The following is a 15,005-nucleotide window of genomic DNA, read 5'->3' on the forward strand; positions in this document are numbered from 1 at the left end:
TGCCCCGATTGCGATGGAAGAAGGTTTGCGCTTTGCGGTGCGTGAAGGCGGCCGTACGGTGGGTGCCGGCGTCGTTTCCAAGGTAGTCGAGTAAGTTAGTTTGGTTGTAAAGTTGAACGGCGGCCTGTCCGCCGTTTGCCGTCTGCAGGGCAGTAGCTCAATTGGTAGAGCAGCGGTCTCCAAAACCGCAGGTTGGGGGTTCGATCCCCTCCTGCCCTGCCATTATTAAAGGTGCGGTGGTCATGTCGGAAAAAGTGAAGCTCTATTTTGCGGCAGGTTTCGCTGCCCTCGGGGTATTCGCGTATTTTCTGATCCCCACGCGTATCGGGACGTATTACCCGAGTGTTGGATTGGCAGTGGGCTTGCTGATTGCCGCAGGCTTGTTTGCCTATAGTGAAAGCGGGAAAAAGCTTTTGGTGTTTTTTCGGGAAGCGTATCTTGAATTGCTGAAAGTTGTCTGGCCAACCCGCCCTGAAGTATTGCGGAGCACTGCCGTTATCATAGGGTTGATTGCCGTCATTGCGGCCTTTCTGTGGTTGGTCGATCTGGCACTCCTTGGTGTGGTACGGCTACTACTCGGAGGAGTTGGCTAAATGGCTATGCGTTGGTATGTAGTGCATGCATTCTCGGGTTTTGAGAAGAAAGTTCAGGCAGAAATTCGCGAGCGGGCACAACGCGAGGGTCTTGGCGATTTTTTTGGCGAGATACTGGTACCTGTGGAAGAAGTCGTGGAAATGCGCAATGGTCAAAAAACCAATTCACAGCGCATGTTTTATCCGGGCTACGTTCTTGTGCAAATGGAAATGGATGATACAACCTGGCACCTGGTGAAAAGTACGCCCAGGGTCACTGGTTTTGTGGGCGGCTCGGTCGGGCGTCCGCATCCGCTCAGTGATGCGGAGACCGATGCCATCATGGATCGCATCAAGGAAGGCGTTGAAAAGCCGCGTCCAAAATTCAGTTTCGATGCGGGCGAACAGGTGCGGGTCATCGACGGTCCTTTCAAGGACTTCAATGGCGTAGTTGAAGAAGTCAATTTTGAGAAAAGTAAATTACGGGTGTCGGTCACCATTTTTGGTCGCTCCACTCCTGTAGAACTGGATTTTGGTCAGGTAGAAAAAGTCTGACGGTTACATAACGAGGGAGCCTAACGGCGTTTGCACCTCACAGGAGCTTAGTAATGGCAAAGAAAATAACTGGTTATATCAAATTACAGGTTAAGGCTACCCAAGCCAACCCGAGTCCGCCCATTGGCCCGGCCTTGGGTCAGCGCGGCCTCAACATCATGGAGTTTTGTAAGGCATTTAATGCTCAAACTCAGGGTGTAGAACCCGGTTTGCCTTTACCCGTGGTGATTACGGTTTTTGCCGACAAAAGTTTTACCTTTGAAGTTAAAACCCCACCCGCTGCCGTGTTGTTGATGAAAGCTGCAGGCTTGCCAAAAGGTAGCGGCCGTCCGAATACCGTGAAGGTCGGTAAGGTGACGGAGGCGCAGGTCGAGGAAATTGCCAAGACCAAGATGCCCGATCTCAATACCGAAAATCTGGAATCGGCCATGCGGAGTGTGCGTGGTACTGCCCGGAGTATGGGCCTGACGGTGGAGGGTTAAGACATGGCTAATAAATCCAAACGGAGTACCGCTGCGCGTGATTTGGTCAATCGCAATCAACGCTATGCCATTGAAGAAGCTTTAGAGCTGGTCAAAAAAATGGCCACGGCCAAGTTCGATGAATCAGTAGATGTGGCGGTCGGTCTGGGGATTGATCCTCGCAAATCCGATCAGGTGGTTCGTGGTGCGGTAGTGTTGCCCAATGGCACCGGTAAACTAATGCGAGTCGCTGTGTTTGCAACGGCTGACAAGGCTAATGAAGCCCGTGAAGCTGGAGCTGACATCGTTGGCATGGAAGATCTGGCCGAACAGGTCAAAGCCGGCCATATGGATTTTGACGTGGTCATTGCCACTCCAGATGCGATGCGTATTGTCGGCACTTTGGGCCCGGTTCTGGGGCCACGAGGTTTAATGCCGAACCCCAAAGTGGGTACGGTCACAGCAGATGTGCGTACAGCGGTAGTCAATGCCAAGGGTGGTCAGGTGCGTTACCGTGCCGACAAAGGCGGTATTGTGCATAGCAGTATCGGCAAGTCTTCCTTTGAAGCTAAAGCCCTGCAGGAAAACCTGATGGCGCTGATTGACAGCTTGCGTAAAGCCAAGCCAGCCACCAGTAAGGGTATTTATATTCGTAAAGTCAGTTTGTCTCCGACCATGGGTCCTGGGGTCGGCGTAGATATTTCTGGCTTGGCGTAACAGTTTCTGTCTTCGGGCGGAAAGGTCGGCGTGAGCCGGCGTACAAAGACCGCAGGGGGCGCAAGCCTTAATGTTTTTCCCTGCGTAGGCGACGGCGCGCCAGCCTTTTGGCCGCCTCGGTTAGATAGGAGGTGACATTCACGTGAGTCTCAAACTCGCAGAAAAAGAACAGGTCGTCATCGCCCTTCAAGCCAAAATCGCAGAGGCGCAAGCCACTGTGGTAGCAGAGTATCGTGGTTTGACTGTGGCACAAATGACGGCGTTTCGGGCAGAAGCAATGAAACAGTCCGTACATGTTCAGGTGGTAAAAAACACGCTGTTGAAGCGGGCTCTGGCGGGCACGCCATTCGCAGTCATGGACTCTTTGTTGAAGGGACCCCTGGTATTTGCGGCAGCGGAAGATCCGGTGGCATTAGCCAAAATTTTTACGGATTTCGCCAAGCGTTTTGACAAGCTGGTGATTACCGGTGGTGTATTGAGTGGCAAGCAGATTGATGCTGCGGCTATTGCCCAATTGAGCAAAATGCCGTCTCGTGAAGAATTGCTGGCCAAGCTACTCGGCACCATGCAGGCACCCGTATCCGGTTTCGTACGCACCCTCAACGAGGTTCCGAGTCGTTTTGTTCGGGTCCTTGCAGCAGTTCGCGATCAACGCGCTGCCTAACTCAAAATTAATGATGAAGGAGTTGTAAAAATGGCATTGTCCAAAGATGAAATTTTAGACGCTATTGCAGGCATGACGGTTCTTGAACTTTCCGAACTGATCAAGGAAATGGAAGAAAAATTTGGTGTTTCTGCAGCCGCAGTGGCAGTTGCCGCCCCTGCCGGTGGTGCTGCTGGTGGTGATGGAGCCGCTGCAGCAGAAGAACAAACTGAATTTGATGTCATTCTGACCAGTGCTGGTGCCAACAAGGTGAACACCATCAAGGTAGTGCGTGCGATTACCGGTCTTGGCCTGAAAGAAGCCAAGGATCTGGTCGACGGCGCGCCCAAGGCGGTGAAAGAAGCCGTCGCCAAGGCTGAGGCCGAAAGTGTCAAGGCCCAACTCGTCGAGGCTGGTGCCGAGGCGGAGATCAAGTAGTCTGTTGTACACGTATTAAGCAGTTTATCTGGCTGGCAACAAATATGGTTGCCAGCCCCTTCATCGTTTGTGGAAAGCAGCTTTAAGTGTTTTCCCTAAACCTTGCAGTCGTCGCGCGGAGCATCCATGGCCTACTCTTTTACTGAAAAGAAACGGATTCGTAAAGACTTTGGCAAAAGCCAGAGCATTCTCGCAGTGCCATATCTGCTGGCTACGCAGATGGATTCTTATCGGGAGTTCCTCCAGGAGTCAGCGGCTCCGGCGGCGCGCAAGGAAACAGGGCTAGAGGCGGTTTTCCGCTCGATTTTTCCGATGGAGAGCTACTCCGGCAATGCCATGCTGGATTATGTTTCCTATCGCCTGGAAAAACCGGCTTTTGATGTGGTGGAATGTCGTCAGCGCGGTCTGACTTTTAATGCTGGCCTGCGCGTACGATTGCGCTTGGCGGTCATGGAAAAGGATGACAGTACCGGTGCCAAGCGGGTCAAAGATGTGAAGGAACAGGACGTGTACATGGGGGAAATACCGCTCATGACTGAACACGGTTCGTTTGTCATCAATGGGACCGAACGCATTATTGTTTCGCAGCTGCACCGTTCACCAGGCGTGTTTTTTGACCACGATCGGGGTAAAACCCATTCCTCGGGCAAACTGTTATTTAATGCCCGTATTATTCCCTATCGCGGTTCCTGGCTGGATTTTGAATTTGATCCCAAGGACCATGTTTACGCACGTATTGATCGGCGTCGCAAATTGCCGGCAACTACCCTGTTACGGGCGCTGGGTTATAGTACAGAAGATATTCTCGAAATGTTTTTTGAGACCGATACCTTCCATATTTTGGATGGGGAGCTGCATTATGACTTGATTCCCCAGCGTCTTCAGGGGGAAATTGCCAGCTTTGATATTGTTAACCCGGCAACGGGCGAAGTGATTGTTGCTACTGGCAAGCGCATTACTGCGCGTCATATCAAAGCACTGGCCGAAGTTCCAGGATTGCAGCAGCTGCCCGTACCGGATGTGTTCGTTCTGGGGAAAGTGGTTGCCAAGGACGTCGTCAATCCGGAAACCGGTGAAGTACTGCTGGCAGTCAATGAACCCATTACCGGAGAAGTGCTCGATGTGCTGCGTAAGGGACCTTCTTTGTCTCTGCACACCCTGTACATCAATGAAATTGATCGTGGTCCCTATATTTCCGAGACTCTGCGAATTGATACATCCCGTGATGCCCATGAAGCGCAGATGGAAATTTATCGTTTAATGCGTCCGGGTGAGCCGCCGACCAAGGATGCTGCCCAGAATCTTTTCCAGGGCCTGTTTTTCAGCCCGGATCGTTATGACCTGTCGGGTGTGGGTCGGATGAAGTTCAATCGTCGCGTCGGGCGTGAAGAAATCACGGGTCCCGGAGTGCTGAGCAGCGAGGATATCCTGGCCGTACTCAAGGTGCTGGTATCCCTGCGCAACGGCATCGGCGAAATTGACGATATTGATCATCTCGGTAACCGGCGGGTGCGTTCTGTGGGCGAGTTGATGGAGAACCAGTTCCGTTTGGGACTGGTGCGTGTTGAACGGGCGGTCAAAGATCGTCTGGCCCTTGCCGAAAGCGAAGGGCTAACCCCTCAAGATCTGATTAATGCCAAGCCGATTGCTGCGGTGGTCAATGAGTTCTTTGGCTCCAGTCAGCTTTCCCAGTTTATGGATCAGACCAATCCGCTCTCCGAAGTCACCCACAAGCGTCGTGTTTCCGCTCTGGGACCGGGTGGCTTGACCCGTGAACGAGCCGGTTTTGAAGTCCGTGACGTGCATCCGACTCACTATGGCCGGATTTGTCCGATTGAAACGCCGGAAGGCCCAAATATCGGTTTGATCAACAGTTTAGCCTGCTATGCCCGGACTAATGACTACGGCTTTCTGGAAACACCTTACCGGCGTGTAGTAGATCGTCGTGCAACTGATGAAATCGAATACCTCTCGGCCATTGAAGAAGGTAATTATGTTATCGCCCAGGCGAACTCGGTCCTGGATGATGATGGCCTGCTGGTGGAAGAACTCATCTCCTGCCGCCACAAAAACGAGACGACACTGGCTAATCGGGATCAGGTGCAGTTCATGGATATTTCTCCCCGCCAGATTGTTTCGGTGGCGGCGAGCATGATTCCCTTCCTGGAGCATGATGACGCCAACCGCGCGTTGATGGGCTCCAACATGCAACGCCAGGCGGTTCCGACCATTCGTTCAGATGCGCCTATGGTCGGCACAGGCATGGAACGGGTGGTAGCTATTGATTCCGGTGCGGCGGTAGTCGCGCGGCGCGGTGGCTTGGTCGATATTGTAGATGGTGCCCGCATTGTTATTCGGGTGAATGATGAAGAGACATTGGCCGAAGAACCCGGCGTAGATATTTATAACTTGGTCAAGTACGCCCGTTCCAACCAGAATACGACCTTGAATCAGCGTCCGGTAGTCAAAGTCGGGGATGTGGTCAGTCGTGGGGATGTTTTGGCGGACGGACCCAGCACAGAAATGGGTGAGCTGGCACTGGGTCAGAACATGCTGGTGGCCTTCATGCCCTGGAATGGATACAACTTTGAAGACTCCATTCTGATTTCGGAACGTGTGGTAGCAGAAGATCGTTATACCACCATCCATATCGAAGAATTCTCAGTATTTGCCCGTGATACCAAGCTCGGGCCGGAAGAAATCACGCGAGATATTCCGAATGTGGCCGAAGGTGCCCTGCGTCACCTGGATGAATCAGGTATTGTCGTCATTGGTGCAGAACTGGCCCCCGGAGACATTCTGGTAGGTAAGGTGACCCCCAAGGGTGAAACCCAGCTGACCCCGGAAGAAAAACTGTTACGCGCCATTTTCGGAGAGAAAGCTTCGGATGTGAAAGATAATTCCATGCGCATGCCCGCAGGTATGTATGGAACGGTCATCGATGTCCAGGTGTTTACCCGCGATGGTATTGACAAGGACACACGCGCTAAGTCTATCGAAGAGCACGAGCTGAACCGGATTCGTAAGGATCTGAACGATCAGTACCGTATTGTTGAAGAAGACAGTTATCAGCGTATTGAACGTCAGTTGACGGGTAAGGTGGCTGAAGGGGGTCCCAATGGACTTGCTGCTGGCAACAAGGTGACCAAGGCATATCTGAAAGATCTGCCCCGCGCGAAATGGTTTGAAATCCGTTTGCGTTCGGATGAAGGTAATGACGCACTGGAACAAATTCGTGCCCAGTTGGAAGAGCAGCGCCAACGTTTGGATGCGGAGCTGGAAGAAAAACGTCGCAAGCTCACCCAGGGCGATGATCTGAGTCCTGGGGTCCTGAAAATGGTCAAGGTGCATGTGGCCATCAAGCGTCATCTGCAACCTGGTGACAAAATGGCCGGGCGTCACGGTAACAAGGGTGTGGTATCCAAAATTGTTCCCGTAGAAGACATGCCGCATCTGGCTGATGGGACCTCGGTGGATATTGTCCTCAATCCTCTGGGTGTGCCGTCACGTATGAACGTGGGTCAGATTCTGGAAACCCATCTGGGCTGGGCTGCCAAAGGGCTGGGTAAAAAAATTGCCGGGATGCTCGAAAGCGATCTGGCCATGAAGGAAATGCGTGCTTTTCTGGCGGAAATCTACAATCGGGCAGGCAAGAAAGAAGATCTTGATAGCCTTACGGATGAGGAAATCCGGGAGCTGGCGCGGAACTTGCGCGGTGGCGTACCGATGGCGACACCCGTATTTGACGGCGCTGCTGAAGAAGAAATCCGCGATATGCTGGAGCTGGCGGGATTGCCGCGTAGTGGACAGGTCACCCTGTACGATGGTCGTAGCGGCGAAGCCTTTGACCGACCAGTGACGGTGGGTTACCTCTATATGCTCAAGCTACACCATCTGGTCGATGACAAAATGCATGCCCGATCCACCGGGCCATACAGTCTGGTGACTCAGCAACCGCTGGGGGGCAAGGCTCAGTTTGGTGGACAGCGCTTCGGTGAAATGGAAGTCTGGGCCCTGGAGGCGTATGGAGCCGCTTATACATTGCAGGAAATGCTGACCGTTAAGTCTGATGACGTCAGTGGCCGCAGTAAAATGTATGAGTCCATTGTCAAAGGCGATTTCCGTATGGACGCCGGAATGCCGGAATCTTTCAACGTGCTGTTGAAAGAGCTGCGTTCTCTGGGTATCGACATTGAATTGGAACAGTCCAAGTAATATTTCCGCCCCGGGCGGGCAAGGATGGATGCGTTGAAAGACTTACTGAAGCTCTTTAAACAAAACGATCAGCAAGAAGAATTTGATGCCATACGGATAGGAATTGCCTCTCCGGACAAGGTGCGTTCGTGGTCATTTGGTGAAGTAAAAAAGCCTGAGACCATTAACTATCGTACTTTCAAGCCCGAGCGCGAAGGTTTGTTCTGTGCCAAGATTTTCGGTCCGATCAAGGACTACGAATGTCTTTGTGGCAAATACAAACGCCTCAAGCATCGTGGCGTGGTCTGCGAAAAATGTGGTGTGGAAGTCACCCAGGCGCGCGTGCGTCGTGAGCGTATGGGCCACATTGAGCTCGCCAGCCCGGTAGCGCATATCTGGTTCCTCAAGTCCTTACCCAGTCGTATGGGTATGATTCTTGACATGCCCTTACGGGATATTGAGCGGGTTCTGTATTTTGAGGCCTATGTGGTGGTTGATCCCGGTGTGACCGCGCTGGAACGTGGTCTGATCATGAGCGAAGACCAATACCTGGACGCCCTCGAAGAACATGGTGACGAATTTGTCGCCAAGATGGGTGCAGAAGGTATTCGCGATCTGCTGCGAGGCATTCCGCTGGTTCAGGAAATTGAACGTATCCGTAACGAACTGCGCGAAAGTAACTCGGATACTAAAACCAAAAAACTGAGCAAGCGCCTGAAAATTCTCGAAGGTTTCGAATCTTCGGGAAATCGTCCGGAATGGATGATCTTGGAAGTTTTGCCGGTACTGCCACCCGATCTGCGTCCTCTGGTGCCTTTGGATGGTGGTCGTTTTGCGACTTCGGATCTCAACGATTTGTATCGTCGGGTTATTAACCGTAACAACCGTCTGAAGCGTCTGTTGGAACTGAAAGCGCCGGATATTATCGTGCGCAATGAAAAACGCATGTTGCAGGAAGCGGTTGATGCCCTTCTGGATAATGGTCGTCGTGGTCGCGCCATTTCCGGCCCCAACAAGCGTCCGCTCAAGTCGTTGGCGGATATGATCAAGGGTAAACAAGGTCGTTTCCGTCAAAACCTGCTGGGTAAGCGGGTCGATTACTCTGGCCGCTCAGTCATTGTGGTTGGTCCCGAGTTGCGTCTGCATCAGTGCGGCCTTCCCAAGAAAATGGCGCTGGAGTTGTTCAAACCCTTTATTTTTAACAAACTTGAAGAGCGGGGTTTGGCGACGACCATCAAAGCTGCCAAGCGCCTGGTAGAGCAGGAAAAACCCGAGGTTTGGGATATTCTCGAAGAAGTCATTCGCGAGCATCCCGTCATGCTGAACCGCGCTCCGACCCTGCACCGTCTGGGTATCCAGGCGTTTGAGCCGGTGCTGATCGAGGGTAAGGCCATTCAGCTGCATCCGCTGGTTTGTGCGGCCTACAACGCCGACTTTGACGGTGACCAGATGGCGGTCCACGTACCACTGTCGTTGGAAGCGCAGCTCGAAGCCCGGACATTAATGATGTCCACCAATAACATTCTCAGTCCTGCCAATGGTGATCCGGTCATCGTGCCGTCACAGGATATTGTGCTGGGACTTTACTATGCCAGTCAGGAGCGTGCTGATGCCAAGGGTACCGGCGGGATATTCTCCGATATTCGCGAAGTACGTCGGGCTTATGAAACCGGTCAGGTGGGTTTGCATGCGCGCATCATGGTCCGTTTCCGTGGCGAGCGCATTGAAACTACCGCCGGACGCGCCTTGCTCGGTGATATTTTGCCCGAAGGTCTGCCTTTCAGTGTCATCAACCGGGTGCTGAAGAAAAAGGTCATCGGCGAACTGATCAACACTTGTTACCGCACCCTGGGAATCAAGGATACGGTCATTTTTGCGGACCAGCTGATGTATGCCGGCTTCCGTATGGCGACCCGTGCGGGTATTTCTTTTGGTGCGGGTGATATGGTGACCCCGCAGGAGAAGGAGGGTATTCTCAGTCGGTCCGAAGACGAGGTGAAAGCCATTCAGGCCCAATATACTTCCGGCCTGGTCACCGAGGGCGAACGCTACAATAAAGTCGTCGATATCTGGTCAAGAGCTACCGACGAAGTGGCAAAAGCCATGATGGATCGGGTCAGCAAGGAAACCGTTGAGCTCCCCGACGGCAGCACGGTACAACAGGATTCGTTTAATTCCATTTTCATGATGGCAGATTCCGGAGCACGTGGTTCTGCGGCGCAAATTCGTCAGTTAGCCGGTATGCGCGGCCTGATGGCCAAACCGGATGGCTCCATCATTGAAACACCCATCACCGCCAACTTCCGTGAAGGACTCAATGTTCTGCAGTACTTCATCTCGACCCACGGCGCACGTAAGGGACTGGCGGATACCGCGCTGAAAACCGCGAACTCCGGTTACCTGACCCGCAGGTTGGTGGACGTAACCCAGGATCTGGTGGTGGTTGAGCACGATTGTGGATCGGAAGAAGGTCTACCCATGACCTCGCTGGTGGAAGGAGGCGAAGTCATCGAACCCTTGCGCGACCGGGTGCTCGGTCGGGTGCTTTCCGAAGATCTTCTCCATCCCAATACCGGGGAGATCGTCATTGCGCGCAATACCATGTTAGCGGAGCAGCATTTGGGCCAGCTCGACGAACTGGGTGTGGATGCGTTGAAGGTACGTTCACCCCTGACCTGCCATTCACGCCACGGAGTTTGCGCCCTGTGTTATGGACGAGATCTGGCTCGAGGCCATCTGGTAAACGCCGGTGAAGCGGTTGGTGTCATCGCCGCACAATCCATTGGCGAACCGGGCACTCAGTTGACCATGCGGACTTTCCATATTGGTGGTGCCGCCAGTCGTTCTGCTGCACAAAGCAGTCTGGATGTGAAGCAGGGTGGCGTATTCCATTATCAATCGAGCTTGCGCATTGTGACTCACTCCAGTGGTCGTCACGTCGTTGTCGGTCGTAATGGTGAAGTGACTGTGACCGACGAACAGGGTCGTGAAAAAGAACGTTACAAGATGCCTTATGGCGCGACATTGCTCGTCAATGATAATACCCCGGTGACGGCTGGTATGCGGGTTGCTGAATGGGATCCACATACGCGCCCGATTGTCAGCGAAGTAGGCGGCAGAATATCGCTGAAAGATGCTGTAGAAGGCGCCAGTGTCGCTATCCAGACCGATGAAATAACTGGTCTATCGACCTTGATGGTTATTGACTCGAAACAGCGTCCACCGCAGGGTCGGGATTTGCGCCCGGTCATTGGTATTCTTGATGAAAAGGGTCAGGACCTCAAGTTGCCGGGGACCGACTTACCAGCCCGTTATTTCCTGCCCGCCAGAGCGATTATTGCGGTACAGGAAGGGATGGAGATATTCCCGGGCGACATTTTGGCCCGTCTGCCCGCCGGCACCACGAAAACCCGCGATATTACTGGTGGTTTGCCGCGTGTGGCCGAGTTGTTTGAAGCCCGTCGTCCCAAGGATTTTGCGATTATTGCAGAGCACGAAGGCATTGTCGGCTTTGGCAAAGATACCAAGGGTAAGCAGCGCCTCATCATTACCGACGAAAATGCTGAACAGCATGAGTATCTCATTCCCAAGGGCCGTCACGTTACGGTGTATGAGGGGGAGCGGGTTGTTCCTGGTGAGCAACTGGTAGAAGGGCAGCCGGTCCCCCATGACATCTTGCGGGTGTTGGGTGTCCAGGCGCTTGCCAATTACATTGTCGACGAAGTGCAGGACGTCTATCGCTTACAGGGCGTGCGCATTAACGACAAACACATTGAAGTGATTCTGCGCCAGATGCTGCGGCGGGTAGAGGTGACTTCAAGTGGGGACGGAACCTTTATTACCGGCGATCAGGTGGATCGGGCCCGGGTTGAAGATGAAAATGCCCAGTTGGAGCGGGATGGCAAGGAACCGGCGCGCTTTACGCCGATGCTGCTGGGTATTACCAAGGCCAGCTTGTCCACCGAGTCCTTTATTTCAGCGGCCAGTTTTCAGGAAACCACGCGGGTACTGACCGAAGCAGCGGTGTCAGGAAAGCTGGATGATCTGCGTGGCCTCAAGGAAAACGTCATCGTCGGTCGTCTGGTTCCAGCCGGCACCGGTCTTGCCTACCATGAACATCGCCGTCGTCTGAATCGTGGGGAAGTGTTAGCGACTGGTGGAGAATCATCATCCGTCGCCGCAGAAGCTTTGCTGAACAGCGAAAATCCGTAATTTTGTAAGGTATGTCCGAGGTTTGCCTTGACAGTCAGGGCAAGCCTCACTAGAATGCGCCCTCTCATCGGTGAGGCTGGGTGCCATCATCGTACTCTGGAGATTGTAGATGCCCACATTAAATCAACTCGTGCGCAAGCCACGCAAGCGGCCTGTCGCCAAAAGTAAGGTGCCAGCCCTGGACGCAAATCCACAAAAACGTGGAGTTTGTACCCGTGTTTACACCACGACGCCTAAAAAGCCGAACTCGGCATTGCGTAAGGTCGCCCGTGTGCGTCTCACGAATGGTTTTGAGGTAAGTAGCTATATTCCTGGCGAAGGCCATAACCTGCAGGAGCACTCGGTGGTACTCATCCGGGGTGGTCGTGTCAAGGATTTGCCCGGCGTTCGTTATCATATTGTGCGTGGTACCCTGGATACCGCTGGCGTCAAAAATCGCAAGCAGTCCCGCTCCAAGTACGGCGCCAAGCGTCCCAAATAAGCAAAGATTGAAGGAGTTGTTGCGCCATGCCCAGACGTCGTGAAGTCCCCAAGCGGATTGTTCTCCCGGATCCCAAGTATAAAGAAGAAGTCATCGCCAAATTTGCGAATGTCATGATGCGTGACGGCAAAAAAAGCACGGCGGAAAAAATTGTCTACGGTGCCCTTGAAATGGTTGCAGAGCGCAGTAAAAGTGATGCTCTGGAAGTGTTTCGCAAGGCTATCGACAATGTCCGTCCGGTCGTCGAGGTCAAAAGCCGTCGCGTCGGCGGTGCTACTTATCAGGTGCCGGTAGAAATTCGTTCCGACCGGAGAATGGCCTTGGCCATGCGCTGGCTGCGTGATTCAGCGCGCAAGCGGAATGAAAAATCCATGGGTAACCGTCTCGCCGCCGAAATTCTTGAGGCAGCAGAAAATCGTGGAAACGCAGTTCGCAAGCGTGAAGAAACCCATCGTATGGCAGAAGCCAACAAGGCCTTTGCGCATTTCCGTTGGTAATTGACCGGCCTCTCACCCAAAAGGACTAAACTGTGGCTCGCACGACCCCCATTGAACGTTATCGCAATATCGGCATTATGGCGCATATTGATGCCGGCAAAACGACTACCACTGAACGTATCTTATTTTACACAGGTGTGTCTCATAAGATTGGTGAAGTGCATGAGGGTACTGCCGTCATGGACTGGATGGCTCAGGAACAGGAGCGCGGCATTACCATTACTTCTGCCGCAACGACCTGTTTCTGGAAAGGTATGGATGGTCAGCGTGCGGAACATCGCATCAACATCATTGATACTCCCGGACACGTAGACTTCACCATTGAAGTGGAGCGTTCTTTGCGCGTGCTGGACGGCGCTATGGCAGTGTTTTGTGCAGTAGGCGGTGTGCAACCCCAGTCTGAGACTGTGTGGCGTCAGGCCAATAAATACAAGGTCCCGCGCATTGCATTTGTGAACAAAATGGATCGCCAGGGCGCCAACTTCAAACGGGTAGTTGAACAGATTGCGACCAAGTTGAAGGGGAATCCTGTCCCGGTCCAGTTGCCCATCGGTGAAGAAGATCATTTCAGTGGTGTTATCGACTTGATGAAAATGAAGTCCATCAACTGGGATGATGCGCTTCAAGGGACGAGCTTTACCGAAGAAGAAATTCCTGCAGACCTGCGTGAAGAAGCCGAAGCAGCCCGTCACTTCATGGTTGAAGCCATTGCTGACGCGGATGAAGAGGTCATGATGAAGTATCTGGAAGGGGAAGAAATCTCCATTGCAGAACTTCAGGCAGCTTTGCGCAAGGCGACCATTGCTGGCGTAACAGTTCCGGTTCTTTGTGGTAGTGCTTTTAAAAACAAAGGTGTTCAGGCTGCGCTGGATGCTGTTTTAGATTACTTGCCTTCGCCCGTAGACATTGAGGCAGTGATTGGCACGGATCCAGACTCCGGCGCGCAAATCGTACGTTCTGCCGATGATGAAGAGCCATTTTCTGCACTGGCATTCAAAATTGCTACTGATCCATTTGTTGGACAGTTGACCTTTTTCCGGGTGTACTCAGGCGTGCTGACGGCCGGCTCCACCGTGTTGAACCCAGGTCGCAATCAAAAAGAACGTATTGGTCGTGTGCTCCAGATGCATGCCAATGAGCGCCATGAAATCAAAGAAGTTTTGGCGGGTGATATTGCTGCTGCAGTGGGTTTGAAAACCGCGTATACCGGTGACACCCTTTGTGATCTCAATAAGTCCATTTCTCTTGAACAGATGGAATTTCCTGAACCGGTCATTCATGTTGCCGTCGAGCCCAAAACCAAGGCCGATCAGGAAAAAATGGGCATTGCTCTGGGTAAGTTGGCTCAGGAAGATCCCTCATTCCGGGTACGCACTGATCAGGAATCAGGACAGACGATTATTTCCGGTATGGGTGAACTTCATCTTGAAATTATTGTAGATCGTATGAAGCGCGAGTTTAACGTCGAAGCCACTGTGGGTGCGCCTCAGGTGGCTTATCGTGAGACAATCCGCAAGACCGTAGAGGCTGAAGGTAAGTTTGTACGCCAGTCTGGTGGTCGCGGTCAGTACGGTCATGTCTGGTTGCGTCTGGAACCTTTGGAACCAGGAACCGGATTCAGTTTTGAAAATGGTGTGGTTGGCGGTACGGTTCCCAAAGAATTTATAGGACCTACGCAAAAAGGTGTTGAAGAAGCCCTCGAAAATGGTATTATCGCCGGCTTCCCGGTAGTGGACGTCAAGGTGACCATTTTTGACGGTTCTTATCATGATGTCGACTCATCGGAAGCTGCTTTTAAAATAGCAGGGTCCATGGGCTTCAAAGCAGGTGCAGCAAAAGCAAATCCAGTGCTGTTGGAGCCGATTTTTGCGGTGGAAGTGGTGACGCCGGAAGAATATATGGGTGATATCATCGGTGACATCAATAGTCGTCGCGGCATGATGCAGGGTATGGAAGACGAAGCTGGTGCTAAGGTCATTCGTTGTGAGGTACCGCTGTCGGAAATGTTTGGTTATGCAACGACGGTCCGTTCATTGTCACAGGGACGTGCTACCTACACCATGCAGTTTGAGAAGTATATGGAAGTCCCCGGCCATGTGGCCGAGGCCATTGTCAAGAAAAGTCAGCGCTAGTCGTAACGGGAGAGTTCAAGATGTCCAAAGGGAAATTTGAGCGGACGAAGCCGCATGTAAACGTGGGAACGATTGGTCACGTGGACCATGGGAAGACCACATT

Annotated in this window: 12 protein-coding genes and 1 tRNA gene; all 13 read left to right on the forward strand. The window is 52.7% G+C overall.

Translation table 11 applies throughout. The features are described 5' to 3' along the window. The first annotated feature begins 13 nt into the window (after positions 1 to 13). The 13 genes from HAP95_RS09295 to fusA all read left to right on the forward strand — a co-directional run bounded on the left by HAP95_RS09295 (position 14) and on the right by fusA (position 14,902). The gene (locus HAP95_RS09295) at positions 14 to 94 is read left to right on the forward strand and encodes an EF-Tu C-terminal domain-related protein (RefSeq protein WP_215858375.1); all 81 of its coding nucleotides are present in this window, start codon (positions 14 to 16) and stop codon (positions 92 to 94) included. A gap of 52 nt (positions 95 to 146) precedes the next feature. After that, a tRNA-Trp gene (locus tag HAP95_RS09300) sits at positions 147 to 222 on the forward strand. Between the two features lie 20 nt (positions 223 to 242). Further along, positions 243 to 593, forward strand: a complete 351-nt coding sequence (gene secE / locus HAP95_RS09305) for a preprotein translocase subunit SecE (RefSeq protein ID WP_215883958.1) — start codon at positions 243 to 245, stop codon at positions 591 to 593. After that, positions 594 to 1,127, forward strand: a complete 534-nt coding sequence (gene nusG / locus HAP95_RS09310; protein WP_215883959.1) for a transcription termination/antitermination protein NusG — start codon at positions 594 to 596, stop codon at positions 1,125 to 1,127. 53 nt (positions 1,128 to 1,180) lie between these two features. After that, positions 1,181 to 1,609: a 50S ribosomal protein L11 gene (gene rplK / locus HAP95_RS09315; protein ID WP_215883960.1), complete on the forward strand. Its 429-nt coding sequence runs from the start codon at positions 1,181 to 1,183 to the stop codon at positions 1,607 to 1,609. A 3-nt stretch (positions 1,610 to 1,612) separates the two neighbouring features. Next, positions 1,613 to 2,305 (forward strand): 50S ribosomal protein L1, encoded by a 693-nt coding sequence (rplA, locus tag HAP95_RS09320; RefSeq protein ID WP_215883961.1) that lies wholly within the window; start codon positions 1,613 to 1,615, stop codon positions 2,303 to 2,305. A gap of 142 nt (positions 2,306 to 2,447) precedes the next feature. After that, positions 2,448 to 2,969: a 50S ribosomal protein L10 gene (gene rplJ, locus HAP95_RS09325; protein ID WP_215883962.1), complete on the forward strand. Its 522-nt coding sequence runs from the start codon at positions 2,448 to 2,450 to the stop codon at positions 2,967 to 2,969. Positions 2,970 to 2,999: 30 nt separating this feature from the next. After that, positions 3,000 to 3,386 (forward strand): 50S ribosomal protein L7/L12, encoded by a 387-nt coding sequence (gene rplL / locus HAP95_RS09330; RefSeq protein WP_215883963.1) that lies wholly within the window; start codon positions 3,000 to 3,002, stop codon positions 3,384 to 3,386. Positions 3,387 to 3,512: 126 nt separating this feature from the next. Beyond that, the gene (gene rpoB, locus HAP95_RS09335) at positions 3,513 to 7,601 is read left to right on the forward strand and encodes a DNA-directed RNA polymerase subunit beta (protein ID WP_215883964.1); all 4,089 of its coding nucleotides are present in this window, start codon (positions 3,513 to 3,515) and stop codon (positions 7,599 to 7,601) included. A gap of 24 nt (positions 7,602 to 7,625) precedes the next feature. Continuing rightward, positions 7,626 to 11,792, forward strand: a complete 4,167-nt coding sequence (rpoC, locus tag HAP95_RS09340) for a DNA-directed RNA polymerase subunit beta' (RefSeq protein ID WP_226832691.1) — start codon at positions 7,626 to 7,628, stop codon at positions 11,790 to 11,792. A 109-nt stretch (positions 11,793 to 11,901) separates the two neighbouring features. Then, a complete protein-coding gene (rpsL, locus tag HAP95_RS09345) occupies positions 11,902 to 12,273 on the forward strand; it encodes a 30S ribosomal protein S12 (protein ID WP_010641426.1) in 372 nt (123 codons plus the stop codon). Positions 12,274 to 12,299: 26 nt separating this feature from the next. Beyond that, positions 12,300 to 12,770, forward strand: a complete 471-nt coding sequence (gene rpsG / locus HAP95_RS09350) for a 30S ribosomal protein S7 (RefSeq protein WP_010641428.1) — start codon at positions 12,300 to 12,302, stop codon at positions 12,768 to 12,770. Positions 12,771 to 12,802: 32 nt separating this feature from the next. Beyond that, positions 12,803 to 14,902 carry an elongation factor G gene (gene fusA, locus HAP95_RS09355; RefSeq protein WP_215883966.1) on the forward strand — a complete coding sequence of 700 codons (2,100 nt, stop codon included), beginning with the start codon at positions 12,803 to 12,805 and terminating at the stop codon, positions 14,900 to 14,902. The last annotated feature ends 103 nt before the right edge of the window (positions 14,903 to 15,005 follow it).

Source organism: Acidithiobacillus sulfurivorans (genome assembly GCF_018853815.1).
GTDB lineage: Bacteria > Pseudomonadota > Gammaproteobacteria > Acidithiobacillales > Acidithiobacillaceae > Acidithiobacillus > Acidithiobacillus sulfurivorans.